The 13,716-nt window shown below is 62.2% G+C and carries 12 protein-coding genes; 6 read left to right on the plus strand and 6 right to left on the minus strand.

Features of this window, described 5'->3' with window-relative positions; translation table 11 throughout:
* Positions 1-167: 167 nt before the first annotated feature.
* The 6 genes from ACS4RS_RS06810 to ACS4RS_RS06835 all read right to left on the minus strand — a co-directional run bounded on the left by ACS4RS_RS06810 (position 168) and on the right by ACS4RS_RS06835 (position 7,444).
* On the minus strand, positions 168-533 hold the full coding sequence (locus ACS4RS_RS06810) for a hypothetical protein (protein WP_439011589.1): 366 nt from the start codon (positions 531-533) through the stop codon (positions 168-170).
* Positions 534-625: 92 nt separating this feature from the next.
* Positions 626-1,585 carry an NAD(P)-dependent oxidoreductase gene (locus tag ACS4RS_RS06815; protein WP_439011588.1) on the minus strand — a complete coding sequence of 320 codons (960 nt, stop codon included), beginning with the start codon at positions 1,583-1,585 and terminating at the stop codon, positions 626-628.
* An 8-nt stretch (positions 1,586-1,593) separates the two neighbouring features.
* Positions 1,594-3,231 (minus strand): dipeptide ABC transporter ATP-binding protein, encoded by a 1,638-nt coding sequence (locus tag ACS4RS_RS06820; RefSeq protein WP_439011587.1) that lies wholly within the window; start codon positions 3,229-3,231, stop codon positions 1,594-1,596.
* Entirely contained in the window at positions 3,228-4,376 is a 1,149-nt protein-coding gene (locus ACS4RS_RS06825) for an ABC transporter permease (RefSeq protein WP_439011586.1), read from the minus strand. The genes ACS4RS_RS06820 and ACS4RS_RS06825 overlap by 4 nt, the downstream gene beginning before the upstream one ends.
* The gene (locus ACS4RS_RS06830; RefSeq protein WP_439011585.1) at positions 4,376-5,461 is read right to left on the minus strand and encodes a microcin C ABC transporter permease YejB; all 1,086 of its coding nucleotides are present in this window, start codon (positions 5,459-5,461) and stop codon (positions 4,376-4,378) included. Before ACS4RS_RS06830 ends, ACS4RS_RS06825 begins: the two co-directional genes overlap by 1 nt.
* Positions 5,462-5,611: 150 nt before the next feature.
* Entirely contained in the window at positions 5,612-7,444 is a 1,833-nt protein-coding gene (locus ACS4RS_RS06835) for an extracellular solute-binding protein (RefSeq protein ID WP_439011584.1), read from the minus strand.
* 247 nt (positions 7,445-7,691) lie between these two features.
* Here ACS4RS_RS06835 and mepA point away from each other — a divergent pair, with 247 nt between their 5' ends.
* The 6 genes from mepA (at position 7,692) to ACS4RS_RS06865 (ending at position 13,703) form a co-directional block, all read left to right on the plus strand.
* Complete coding sequence (mepA, locus tag ACS4RS_RS06840; RefSeq protein ID WP_439011583.1) at positions 7,692-8,768, plus strand: penicillin-insensitive murein endopeptidase; 1,077 nt, start codon at positions 7,692-7,694, stop codon at positions 8,766-8,768.
* A 101-nt stretch (positions 8,769-8,869) separates the two neighbouring features.
* Complete coding sequence (locus ACS4RS_RS06845) at positions 8,870-9,250, plus strand: methylglyoxal synthase (protein WP_003589264.1); 381 nt, start codon at positions 8,870-8,872, stop codon at positions 9,248-9,250.
* A gap of 17 nt (positions 9,251-9,267) precedes the next feature.
* A complete protein-coding gene (locus tag ACS4RS_RS06850) occupies positions 9,268-10,293 on the plus strand; it encodes a glucokinase (protein WP_449313923.1) in 1,026 nt (341 codons plus the stop codon).
* Positions 10,294-10,418: 125 nt separating this feature from the next.
* Positions 10,419-12,206 carry an ABC transporter transmembrane domain-containing protein gene (locus ACS4RS_RS06855; RefSeq protein WP_439011581.1) on the plus strand — a complete coding sequence of 596 codons (1,788 nt, stop codon included), beginning with the start codon at positions 10,419-10,421 and terminating at the stop codon, positions 12,204-12,206.
* Between the two features lie 15 nt (positions 12,207-12,221).
* Positions 12,222-13,046 carry a 4-hydroxy-tetrahydrodipicolinate reductase gene (gene dapB / locus ACS4RS_RS06860; RefSeq protein ID WP_439011580.1) on the plus strand — a complete coding sequence of 275 codons (825 nt, stop codon included), beginning with the start codon at positions 12,222-12,224 and terminating at the stop codon, positions 13,044-13,046.
* Positions 13,047-13,067: 21 nt separating this feature from the next.
* Positions 13,068-13,703: a 2,3-bisphosphoglycerate-dependent phosphoglycerate mutase gene (locus ACS4RS_RS06865; RefSeq protein ID WP_003589269.1), complete on the plus strand. Its 636-nt coding sequence runs from the start codon at positions 13,068-13,070 to the stop codon at positions 13,701-13,703.
* Positions 13,704-13,716: the final 13 nt, after the last annotated feature.

The raw sequence follows: 13,716 nt of genomic DNA on the forward strand, positions 1-13,716 counted from the left end.
CACTCCGGTCAGGTGCCGCCAAATTCCCGGGTGTTGCGAAGTTCCGGGCCGGCGCACGAACCGGCTCGTGCGCCTTGTTATCGAAAAATCGACAGACAAAGTCCAGACAAAACAATAAGCATTCCGCCGCACGTGGCGGCGGAATGCGATGGTGATCCACCGCCTGTTTATTGGGCCGGCGCCGCAGGTTGGGCCGGCGCTGCAGGCGCAACACCGGGGGCAGCCGGCGCCGTATTCTCAGTCTCGGTCGGAACCGCAGTACCGTTTTGCAGTGTTGGCGCAGGTGCCGTGCCGGGCTGCTGCGACTGCAACTGCTGGCCGGGCTGCTGCGGCGCCACCTCGTTTGCTTCGCGCTTGCCCCAGATCTCGACGGGGATCCAGACCACGAAAGCGAGCACCAGTGCGGCGAGCAGCACCAGCAGGATGCGATACCCCGCGCGCCCTTGCCTTGCCTTTACCGGCGGGATCTGCTCTTCCTTATGAAGCTTGCCGTCGGACTTTTCCCAGCGTGTTTCCGTCTGATGCGCCATCATCGTCTCCTTCCGCTGTCTTGACAGGCCGATCCGGCCCAAAGAACTTCCGCAGAGAAAACGGTGGGCTGTGTGGAAGGTTCCCGACGCTTAAACTAATAGCCGACGGCGCGGTCGACCAGGAATTGCAGCGGCTCGCCGCGCTCGAAACGGGCGATCTGCGTCTCGACGTGACGGAACAGCGCGTTTTCTTCGGAAACCGCCGCGTCGTGCGGCGTGAGGAAGACGTTTTCCAGTTCCCATAGCGGGTTGTCTGAACCAAGCGGCTCCGCCACGAAGACATCGAGGGAAGCGCCGCCGAGGATGCCATCGCGGATGGCGGAAACGATATCGGCTTCGACCTGACTTCTGCCGCGGCCGGCATTGATGAAGACCGGGCGCCCGAGCGCGCCGTTGCGACGCAGCTTCTTAAATAGCCCGCTATCATAGAAGCCTGTCGTCTCAGGGGTTAGCGGCAGGAGGCCGACCAGGATGTCGGTGCTTGCCAGGAAGCCATCCAAGGCGCCGGCATCGAAGGTTTCGACGCCGTCAATCTCCTTGCGGGTGCGCGACCAGCCGATGACGCTAAACCCGATGACCTTCAGCTTGGCGACCGCATCCAGCCCGAGAATGCCAAGGCCCATGACGCCGACCGTGACCTCCGCCGCCTCCGGCGCGATCAGCTTGGCCCATTGGCGCCGCCGCTGATGGATATCATGGGAATATTGGGCACGCAGATGCATCAGGCATTGCATGACCACCCATTCGCTCATGCGGGTCGTCAGGCTGCGGTCGACGAAACGCACGATCGGGATCTCGGGCAGGCCGTTCATGCCGATGATATGGTCGACGCCGGCGCCGCCTGAAAAGATCACCTTGAGGTTCGGCGCCCGAACGAAAAGGTCGGCATCAGGCTTCCAGAGCAGCGCATATTCCGCTTCGCTGAGATCCCGCCCCCGATCGGCAGGGTTTGCGAGATTGATGCTGCCGCGATCGGGAAACGCCTTCTCCAGCGCGCGGGCAACGCCTTCGGGATTGAACTTGATATCGACGAGAACGGGAGGAGGTGTCGGCATGATGATCTTTACTGCTGCACGGCGGATGTCGGCACCGCCTCGATGTTGAAGGCGGCCGCCATCAGCGCCCTGGTGTATTCGTCCTTCGGAGCGCGGAAGATTTCCGATGACGGGCCCTGCTCCACCACCTTGCCGAAACGCATGACGATGACGTCGTTGGCGAGCGCCTTCACCACCTTCAGGTCGTGGCTGATGAAGAGATAGGCGAGGTCATGCTTCTTCTGCAGATCGCGCAGGAGATCGACCACCTGGGCCTGCACGCTCATGTCGAGCGCGGAGGTCGGCTCGTCGAGCATGACGAAACGCGGCTTCAGCACCATGGCGCGGGCAATCGCGATACGCTGGCGCTGGCCGCCGGAGAATTCGTGCGGGTAACGCCAGCGGGTCAGGGGATCGAGACCGACTTCCTCCAGCGCCCAGCAGACGCGCTTATCGCGCTCTTCCGATGTCAATGAGCGCTCATGCACCTTCAGCCCTTCGGCGACGATATCGCCAACCGACATGCGGGGGCTGAGCGACCCGTAAGGATCCTGGAAGACCACCTGCAGCTGGTTGCGGAGCGGCCGCATCTCGCTGAACGAATAGCCGGCTATATCCTTGCCGACAAAGGCGATCCGCCCTTGCGACGAAATCAGCCGGGTGAGCGCCAGGCCGAGCGTGGTTTTGCCGGAACCGGACTCGCCGACGACGCCGAGCGTCTGCCCGGCACGCAGCGAAAGATCGATGCCGTCAACCGCCTTCACATGATCGACGACGCGGCGCATCAGCCCTGCCTTGATCGGGAACCAGACGCGAATGTCGGACCCTTCCATCACCATCGGCTTTGACGGGTCGGCGAGCGGCGGCTCGCCGCGCGGTTCGGAGGCAAGCAGGTGGCGGGTATAGTCATGCTTCGGATTGGCGAAGACCTCCTCGACCGTTCCGGTTTCGACGATCCTGCCCTTGGTCATGACGCAGACGCGATCGGCGAATTTGCGCACAATGCCGAGATCATGGGTGATGAACAGCATCGACATACCGTGCATGGTCTTCAACTGCCGGAGCAATTCGAGAATCTGCGCCTGCACGGTGACGTCAAGCGCAGTGGTCGGCTCGTCGGCGATCAGCAATTCCGGCCGGTTGGCGAGCGCCATGGCGATCATGACGCGCTGGCGCTGGCCGCCGGAGAGTTCGTGCGGATAGGCCCTCAACCGCTTTTCCGGCTCGCGGATGCCAACCTGGTTCAACAATTCCAGTACGCGCTGGCGCGCCGGCTGGCCGGTGAGACCCTCATGCAGCGCCAGGATCTCGGCGATCTGCTTCTCGATCGAATGAAGCGGATTGAGCGAGGTCATCGGCTCCTGGAAGATCATGGTAATGTCGTTGCCGCGCACCTTGCGCAACGCCCGTTCCGACGCCTTCAGGAGATCCTTGCCCTTGAACCGGATCTCGCCGGAGGGATGGCTTGCCGAAGGATAAGGCAAAAGCCGCAGGATCGAGTTGGCAGAGACCGACTTGCCGGAACCGGATTCGCCGACCAGCGCCACGACTTCGCCCTTGGCGATATCGAAAGAGATATGATCGACGGCAAGCGAGGTCTGGCCGCCCTGATGAAAGGCAACCGAGAGATCGCGGACGGAAAGGAGCGGCTCTGTCATGTCACTCATTGAAACGTCTTTCTCGGATCGAAGGCATCGCGCACGGCCTCGCCGATGAAGATCAGCAGGGACAGCATGATCGACATGGCGAAGAAAGCCGTCAGCCCGAGCCAGGGTGCCTGTAGATTGCTTTTGCCCTGGGCGATCATCTCGCCGAGCGAAGGGGAGCCCGGCGGCATACCGAAGCCGAGGAAATCGAGCGACGTCAGCGTGGTGATCGATCCGGAGAGGATGAAGGGCAGGAAGGTCAGGGTCGCGACCATGGCGTTCGGCAGCAGGTGGCGCCACATGATGGTGCGATTGTTGACGCCGAGCGCGCGGGCGGCGCGGACATATTCGAAATTGCGGGCGCGCAGGAATTCGGCGCGCACGATGCCGACGAAGCCGACCCAGGAAAAGAGCAGCATGATGCCGAGCAGCACGAAGAAGCCGGGAGGCAGAATGGCGGCGATGATGAGCAGGATATAAAGCACCGGCATCGACGACCAGATCTCGATGAAGCGCTGCAGCAGGAGATCGGTCCAGCCGCCGAAATAGCCCTGCACGGCGCCTGCCGTCACGCCAATGACGGCCGAGCAGATGGTCAGGGCCAGGCCGAAGAGCACCGATATGCGGAAGCCGTAGATGACGCGTGCCAGCACGTCGCGGGCCTGGTCGTCGGTGCCGAGCCAATTGAGATTGCCGAGCGTGCAGGCAGGATCGTTCGCCCCTTGGGGATAACCGGCGCAACGCTCCTCCTTGGTCATCAGCCAGAAGGGGGCGGTCGGCGCTGAATGCGGAATGTTCGAGTTGACCGAACGATAGGAATAGCGGATCGGCGGCCAGACCATCCAGCCATTGGCATTGATCTCGTCTGCGATCACCGAAGATCGGTAGTCGGTCTCCGCGAGAAAGCCGCCGAACTTCTCTTCGGGATAGTCGACCAGAACCGGGAAGAGGATTTGGCCCTTGTAGGAGGCGATGATCGGCCGGTCGTTGGCAAGGAATTCGGCAAACAGGCTGAGGATGAACAGCAGCAGGAACAGCCACAGTGCCCAGTAACCGCGGCCGTTCGCCCGGAAATTCTCCCAGCGGCGAATGTTGGTCGGTGACAGCAGACCCTTGCGCGGCGGCTTGACGGGTGTTGTGACAGCAGGATTTGCGGCGGCGTCCATCAGACGTCCCTCCGCTCGAAATCGATGCGTGGATCGATCCAGGTGTAGATCAGGTCGGAAACCAGGCTGACGACAAGGCCGAGCAGCGAGAAGATGTAGAGCGTGGCGAAGACGATCGGGTAATCCCGGTTCACGACCGAGAGATAGCCGAGACGGCCGAGACCATCCAGCGAGAAGATGTTTTCGATCAGCAGCGAGCCGGTGAAGAAGGCGGAGATAAAGGCGCCAGGAAAACCGGCGATGATGATCAGCATGGCGTTGCGGAACACATGGCCATAAAGCACCTGCCGCTCGTTCAGGCCTTTGGCGCGGGCGGTGACCACATACTGCTTCTTGATCTCCTCGATGAAGGAGTTCTTCGTCAGCAGCGTCGTCGTGGCGAAAGCGGCCAGCGACAGCGAAATCAGCGGCAGGGTGAGGTGCCAGAAATAGTCGAGCGGCTTCTGCCACCAGGCGAGCTGGTCGAAATTATCGGAGACCAGGCCGCGCAGCGGAAACCAGTCATAGAAGGAGCCGCCGGCGAAAAGCACGATCAGGAGAATGCCGAAGAGGAAGCTCGGCACGGCGTAACCGACGACGATGACGCCCGACGTCCAGACATCGAAGGTCGAGCCATCCTTGATCGCCTTGCGGATACCGAGCGGGATGGAGATGGCATAGGAGAAGATCAGGATCCAGATGCCGAGCGAGATCGACACCGGCAGCTTCTCCTTGATGAGATCGAGGACGGAGGTATTGCGGAAGAAGCTCTCGCCGAAATCGAAGCGGATGTAATTCCACATCATCTCGCCGAAACGCGTCAGCGGCGGCTTGTCGAAGCCGAACTGCTTTTCGAGCTTGGCGATCAGCTCCGGATCGAGCCCCTGGGCGCCGCGATATTTGGAGCCTTCGTCGCTGCCGCCGCCGAGAAGATCGCCACCGCCGGACAGGCGCTGGTCGGCACTATCGGCCTGACCGGTCAATTGGGCGATCACCTGCTCGACCGGCCCGCCGGGGGCGAACTGAATGACGATGAAGGAAATCGCCATGATGCCGACAATGGTCGGGATCATCAAAAGCAGGCGGCGAATGACATAAGCGCCCATCAGCTTTCAGCCTCCGGAAATTTCATTCTTGTCTGCCCGCCGTCCAGTCCAATGCCGCTCAATCCGCCAGCCTTCCCTTGCCGGCCCTGCCGGCGTGTCGTGATCCGTTCGTGCCATTTGGAGCCGAGGGCCCCTGCAATGCAAGTCCGCTCATTTTGCCGTGGTGGACCACCAGGCATCGGGAAAGCCAAGGCTGTAGGCCGGGAACTCGGCCGGATGCGTGACAGTGTTCCAATAGGCGATGTTATAGGTATCGCGGTAAAACAGCGGAATAACGTAGTGATTTGCGAGCAATACGCGATCCATTGCCTTGATCGCTGCGACCTGTTCCGCACGATTGGGTGCGAAGATGATCATGCGGATGAGTTCATCGACCGCCGGATTCGCAATGCCGGCATAATTGCGAGAGCCCTGCTGGTTGACCGAGCCGGATCCCCAATAGTCGGCTTGCTCGTTGCCCGGATTCATCGTCTCCGCCCAGACATTCCAGATCATATCGTAATCAAAGCTGCGTTCGCGGTTTACGGCTTGCGAAGCGTCGACTGTCCGAACCCGCGCATCTATGCCGATTTTCTTGAGATTGCTGGCATAAGGCACCGCCCAGCGCTCCAACATTGGGCTCGACAGCAGTATCTCGAAACTCATCGGCTGGCCGGTCTTGGTATTGACCATGCGGTTGCCCTTCAGCTCCCAACCGGCATCTTTCAGAAGCGCAATCGCCTTGCGGAGGTTGTCGCGGCTTTTCTGCGGATCGCCCCCGACCGGATTGGTGTAGGGCGTCGTGAAGACCTCAGGCGGAACCTTGTCCTTCATGGCCTGCAGTATTTCCAGTTCGCGCCCCTGCGGCAGGCCTGAGGAGGCGAGTTCGGTGTTCCAGAAATAGCTGTCAATGCGCTTGTAGCTGTTGAAGGCGACGGTTCGGTTCAGCTCCTCGAAATCGAGGCCGTAGTTCAGCGCCTCACGGACCCGCTCATCCTTGAAAAGGTCACGCCGCATATTGGGCACGAGCGCTTGCAGGATGCCGGTGGAGCGTAGCGGATTTGCAACCTCTTCTTTCTTGACGCGTCCTTCCTTCACTGCCGGAAAATCATATCCCGTCGCCCAGCGGGAGGCCGTAGTCTCCTGCCAGTAGTCGCTATTGCCGGCGCGGAAGGCTTCGAACTCGACATCCCGATCGCCGAAATAAGTGTAGATGACGTTGCGGAAATTGTTCTGGCCGACATTCACATTGAGGTCCTTGCCCCAATAGTCGTCACGCAGTTCATAACGGATTGTTGCGCCGGGCGAGAAGGAAGCGATCTTGTAAGGCCCGGAACCCATCACGGGCTCCAAGGTCGTCCTGGTAATGTCGCGCGGCTTGCCATCCGGTCCAGGCGCTTTCCACCAATGTTTCGGCACGATCATCAACTGGCCGAGAATGTTCGGGAGTTCGCGATTGTTCTTCTCGTCGAATGTGAAGGTTACGTCCCGCTCCCCGGTCTTTTCCGCCTTGATAACGTGATGGTAATAGTTCCCGGCGAGGGGGTTCAACTCCTTGGTATTATCCAGGCTGAAGATGACGTCTTCGGGGGTTACAGGCTGACCATCCGCCCATTTCGCCTCTTTGCGCAGGCGAAAGGTCGCGCTGGAGACGTCACTGGGATAGGATAGCCCCTCGGCAAGCAGACCGTAGGAGACGAGCAGTTCGTCATCCGCCGGCTTCATCAACGTGTCGTAGGTAAGCGACAGGCCTATCGCTGTCTGGCCTTTTGCCAGCAGGGGGTTGAATGTGTCAAAGGCCCCGCTCGCGGAAAGACGCAGGTCTCCGCCTTTTGGGGCATCGGGATTGACGTAATCGAAATGCGCAAAGCCCGGCTTGTACTTCATCTCGCTGATGACGGAACTGCCGATCTGAAACGGCTGGTCCTGACCCACTGCCGTCATGGGCGCCAAGACACCCGTCAGCGATACAAACAAACCGATCTTCGACCACAAAGCCGCCATTCACTCTTTCCCCTCATTATTGGTGGGTTCGACAATACGAAAAATACAGGCGAAAAACAGGTGAGAGTTTGGTTTTTGCCGGACTCGCGAAAATTTGAGCCGTTGGTGTCACTCCCCTCGCAACTTGCGGTGCAACGCTGCGGCGATCCGTCACCGCTGCCGCCTATCCTCGCCGGCCAAAACATCGATTCACCAAAATCACTTTTCACGATAGATTCGAACGCAAATCACTTCTCAAGGAAACAGCATGGCTCTCGGCTTCGCTCAGGCTTTCAAGACATTCGGCAAACTGACGCTTGCCGGGGCAATCGGCGCAAGCCTTGCCGCCGGCGATGTCGGCGCCGAGCAAAAGACGCCGAGCCCCGGCAGCGCCAAGGGCCAGTTCGGCGCCGTCGGCCTGCCGACGCAGGGACCGGCGCAGCCGATCGGGTTTTATGCCAAGGGCTGCATGACGGGTGCGGTGGCGCTCCCGGCCGACGGGCCGACCTGGGAGGCGATGCGGCTTTCGCGCAATCGGCGCTGGGGCAATCCGGCGATGATTTCGCTGCTCGAACGTCTTTCGCAGGATGGGGTCAAATATGCCGGCTGGCCGGGCCTTCTCGTCGGCGACATCGCGCAGCCGCGCGGCGGGCCGATGTTCAACGGTCACGCCTCGCATCAGATCGGTCTCGATGCCGACGTCTGGTTCACGCCGATGCCGGCGCGCCGCATGACGGCCAATGAACGCGAGGACCTGCCGTTCACCACCATGCTGCAGAAGGACAAGTTCCTGACCGTCGACCCCAATGTGTGGACGCAATCGCGGGCGCGGCTGCTGATGCTGGCGGCAAGCTATCCCGAGGTGGAGCGCATCTTCGTCAACCCGGCGATCAAGAAGAAGATGTGCGACACCTGGACGGGCGACCGCACCAATCTCGGCAAGCTTCGGCCGGAATACGGCCATGATTCGCATTTCCACATTCGCATCAAATGCCCGGCCGGCGCTGCCGGATGCACGCCGCAGGCGCCTGTCGCCGCCGGCGACGGCTGCGACAAGTCGCTCGCCTGGTGGTTCACGCCGGCCCCCTGGGCGCCGCCGAAACCGCCGAAGCCCGGCGCCAAGCCACCGAAGCCGCCGCGCGAGATGATGGTTTCCGACCTGCCGAAATCCTGCGCCGCCGTACTCGATGCCGCGTCTGTCGCCTCGATGCAGGCCGCCACCTATGGCGGGCCTTCCGCCGCGAGCGCGCTGACTGCCGCTCCGGCAGCAGAGCCGGCCGCCGATCTCGATGGGGCACTGCCGGATGTCGGCCCGGTTCCGAACGACAAGCCGGCGATCCAATGAGAACCCCCGAGGCGGAGGGACAGGGCGCTGTCTTTCAAATCGCAAATTCTTGGTATAGAAGCGGTCAAATCGATTGAATTGCACGGGCGGAGATTGGGTTCATGGCCGGCGGCAAATGCCTTGCATTGATTGCGCATGACCAGAAGAAAGACGACATGGCGGCGTTCGCCCGCGCCCACAGCGACATTCTCTCCCGCTGGAAGATCGTCGCCACCGGCACAACCGGCGGGCGCGTGCTCGACGCCGCCCCGGATCTCGACGTCACCAGATTGAAAAGCGGACCGCTCGGCGGCGATCAGCAGATCGGCGCGCTGATTTCGACCGGCGAGGTCGGGGCCCTGATCTTCTTCGTCGACCCCTTGACGCCGATGCCTCACGATGTCGACGTGAAGGCGCTGATGCGGCTGGCCATCGTTTACGATATTCCAATGGCGCTCAATCACGCGACCGCTATAAAACTTCTTCCCACACTCGAAGCCTGATCAGCACGGAACCGGCCATGCCAAAACCGAACCACAGCACCGCTCCGCTGCCTTTCCCGATCCTGATCGGCGATATTGGCGGCACGAATGCCCGCTTCTCCATCCTGACCGACGCCTATGCCGAGCCGAAACAGTTTCCGAACGTGCGCACGGCAGATTTCGCCACCATCGACGAGGCGATCCAGCAGGGGGTGCTCGACAAAACGGCCGTGCCGCCGCGCTCGGCGATCCTTGCTGTCGCTGGCCCGATCAACGACGACGAGATCCCGCTGACCAATTGCGACTGGGTGGTGCGGCCAAAGACGATGATCGAGGGCCTCGGCATGGAGGACGTGCTGGTCGTCAACGATTTCGAGGCGCAGGCGCTCGCAGTCGCCGCCCTTTCGGATGAGAACCGCGAACGCATCGGCGACGCCACCGGCGACATGATCGCGTCGCGCGTCGTGCTCGGACCGGGCACCGGGCTCGGTGTCGGCGGGCTGGTGCATGCCCAGCACAGCTGGATCCCGGTTCCGGGCGAAGGCGGCCATGTCGATCTCGGACCGCGCAGCAAACGCGACTATCAAATCTTCCCGCATATCGAGACGATCGAAGGGCGCGTGTCGGCCGAGCAGATCCTTTGCGGGCGGGGCCTCGTCAACCTCTACCATGCCATCTGCGTGGTCGACGGCATCCAGCCGACAATGAAGGATCCCGCCGACATCACCTCGCACGCGCTTGCCGGCAGCGACAAGGCGGCGGTCGAGACCGTCTCGCTGTTTGCCACCTATCTCGGCCGGGTGGCGGGCGACATGGCGATGGTGTTCATGGCGCGCGGCGGCGTTTATCTCTCAGGCGGCATCTCGCAGAAGATCCTGCCGGCGCTGAGGAGGCCGGAATTCCGCTTGGCCTTCGAGGACAAGGCGCCGCATACGGCGCTGCTTCGCACCATCCCGACCTATGTGGTGACGCATCCGCTGGCAGCCCTTGCCGGGCTTTCCTCCTATGCCCGCATGCCGGCGGATTTCGGCGTCTCGACGGAGGGCCGCCGCTGGCGGCGCTGAGCCCGGCGCGTGCGCCACCCGGGCGGGCGGCGCTCTAGCCAAACCAATCCCAACTCTTTATAGAGCCGGCAAAAGTACGCGTCGCACCCTGCGCCGCGTTTGGCGCGAGACAGGAAACCCGATATTTGGAAGCGGCGGAAAGCAGAATGCAGAGCGTCAGCAGCGATACCGTAACCGGCATCCTGAAGCGCATCATCGCTGAAAACGGCCGCGACCATCTCTGGGGCTATGTCTTTGCGATTGCCTGCCTGATCGTCGTGGCGCTTTCGACGGCGTTTACCGCCTGGATCATGCGGGCGATCATCGACGAGGCCTTCGCCAACCGGCGCGCCGACGTCGTCTGGATCATCTGTCTTTCGATCTTCATCGCCTTCGTGCTGCGCGGTTTTGCGAGCTACGGCCAGGCGGTGGCGCTGTCCAAGGTCGGCAACGATATCGTCGCGCGCTACCAGCGCCGGCTCTATTCGCATCTGATGACGCTGTCGGTCGGCTTCTTCAGCGAGGCGCGCTCGGCCCATATCGCCGCGCAGGTAAGCCAGAACGTCAGCGGCATCCGCGATGTGCTCAACCTGACGATCACCTCGACGGTGCGCGACCTGCTCACCTTCGTGTCGCTGCTCGCCGTGATGATCCTCCAGGATCCGTTGCTCAGCCTTGCAGTGTTCATCATGGCCCCGCCGCTGCTTTATGCGCTGCGCTATGTTTCCAAGCGGCTGCGCTCGGCGACCCGTGAAGCGGTGCATTTGAACAGCCACGTTCTCGGCGCCATGCAGGAGACGATCCAGGGTATCGCCATCGTGAAAGCCTTCACGATGGAGGACGAGCTGGAACGCAAGGTTACCAAGCTCATCAAGGGTGCTGAAAACAGGGCGAACCGGATTGCCCGGCTTTCCGAACGCACCTCTCCGCTGACCGAGAGTTTCGCGGGTTTTGCCGTTGCCAGCGTGCTGGCCTATGCCGCCTACCGCTCGATCTACTACAATGTGCCGCCGGGCGCCTTCTTCTCCTTCGTCACGGCGCTGCTGCTTGCCTATGACCCGGCCCGCCGGCTTGCCCGCCTGCAGGTGCAGATGGAGCGGGCCGTCGTCAATGCGCGAATGATCTACGAATTGCTCGACATGGAGCCACGCCAGCGCGACCTGCCGGATGCCCAGCCGCTGACGGTGACGCAAGCCCGGATCGAATTCCGCAATGTTTCCTTCGGCTACGGCAATGAGAGCGTGCTGAGCAGTGTGAGCTTCATCGCCGAGGGCGGCGCGACCACGGCGCTGGTCGGTCCTTCGGGGGCCGGCAAATCCACGGTCATCAACCTCATTCCGCGCTTTTACGATCCGCGCGACGGCGAAATCCTGATCGACGGACAGGACATCGCCCACATCACCAAGAAATCGTTGCGCCATCAGCTCGCCTATGTCTCGCAGCAGCCTTACCTGTTCGAGGGCACGATCCGCGACAATATCCGCTATGGCCGGCCGGAAGCGAGCGATGCCGACGTGGAAGAAGCGGCCCGGCTTGCCTATGCACATGACTTCATCTCAGCGCAGCCGCAGGGTTACGACACGCCGGTCGGCGAAAACGGCGTGACGCTTTCGGGCGGTCAGCGCCAGCGGCTGTCGATTGCGCGCGCGCTTGTGCGCAATGCGCCGATCCTGCTGCTCGACGAGGCGACGTCTGCCCTTGATACCGAATCCGAAGCGGCCGTGCAGAAGGCGCTCGACGAGGCAATGACGGGGCGCACTGTCGTCGTCATCGCCCACCGGCTTTCGACCGTGGTGCGCGCCGACAAGATCGTCGTCATGCAGCAGGGCCGCGTCGTCGAGGAAGGCAATCACGAGACGCTTGCGAAGGTCAGCGACGGTCTTTACGCTCGCCTCAACAATCTGCAGAGGCCTTCGGCCTCCGATTCAAACTGACCTAGTGAGACTGAGATGAGCGATGCTGCGATGAAACTGGTGGTGGTTGGCGCAGCCGGGCGCATGGGGCAGACACTGATCCGGCTCATCCATTCCATCGAGGGCGCCACGCTGCATGCGGCGGTCGAGCGCACTGGCTCGCCCTTTATCGGCAAGGATGCCGGCGAGATTGCCGGTCTCGGCCCGAGCGGCATCCTCATCGGCGACGATCCGCTCAATGCCTTTCTGCATGCCGAAGGCGTGCTCGACTTCACCTCGCCGGCCGCGACAGCGGAATTCTCGGGGCTGGCCGCGCAGGCCCGCATCGTCCATGTCGTCGGCACGACCGGCTGTTCGGCCGACGACGACGCCAAGATCGCCGCGGCAGCCCGTCATGCCCGCGTGGTCAAGTCAGGCAATATGAGCCTCGGGGTCAATCTGCTCAGCGTGCTCGCCGAGCAGGCCGCCCGCGCACTCGAGCCTGAGGACTGGGATATCGAAATCCTGGAAATGCACCACAAGCACAAGGTGGACGCGCCTTCCGGCACCGCCCTCCTCCTCGGCGAGGCCGCGGCCAAGGGGCGCGGCATCGATCTCGCCTCGAAATCGGTCCGGGTGCGCGACGGCCATACCGGCGCCCGCGAGGCGGGCACGATCGGTTTTGCGACGCTGCGCGGCGGCTCCGTCATCGGCGAGCATTCGGTGCTTTTCGCCGGCGAAGGCGAGATCGTCACCCTGTCGCACAGCGCTGCCGACCGGTCGATCTTTGCGCGCGGCGCCATCAAGGCAGCACTCTGGGCGCGCGACAAGAAGCCGGGTCTCTATTCCATGCTCGACGTGCTCGGGCTTTCTTCCCAATAACGACATCTCGGAGGCATATTCATGAGCGGTACCCTCGTCCTCGTTCGCCACGGCCAGAGTGACTGGAACCTGAAGAATCTCTTCACCGGCTGGAAGGATCCCGATCTGACGGCGCTCGGCATCGAGGAAGCCAATGCCGGCGGTAAGGCACTGGCCGAATACGGAATCAAATTCGACGTCGCCTATACCTCAGTGCTGGTGCGCGCGCAGCACACGCTGAAGCTTATTCTCGACAAGGTCGGCCAGCCCGATCTGCCGACGATCCGCGACCAGGCGCTGAACGAGCGCGACTATGGCGATCTCTCCGGTCTCAACAAGGACGACGCCCGCGCCAAATGGGGCGAGGAACAGGTGCATATCTGGCGCCGCTCCTATGACGTCCCGCCGCCCGGCGGCGAAAGCCTGCGCGACACAGGCGCTCGCGTCTGGCCGTACTATCTCACGGAAATCCTTCCGCGCGTCCTGCGTGGCGAGAAGGTGCTGGTTGCCGCACACGGCAATTCGCTGCGCTCGCTTGTCATGGTGCTCGACAAGCTGACCAAGGAAGGCGTGCTCGCCCTCAACCTCGCGACCGGCGTGCCGATGGTCTACAAGCTGAAGGCGGATTCCACCGTCGCGTCGAAAGAAGTGCTCGGCGACATGTCCGGCGCGCACTGAATGCAATTGCCTT

Origin of the sequence: Rhizobium sp. F40D2, from assembly GCF_051810745.2 — a bacterium.
In the GTDB taxonomy this organism is placed as follows: Bacteria; Pseudomonadota; Alphaproteobacteria; order Rhizobiales; family Rhizobiaceae; genus Rhizobium.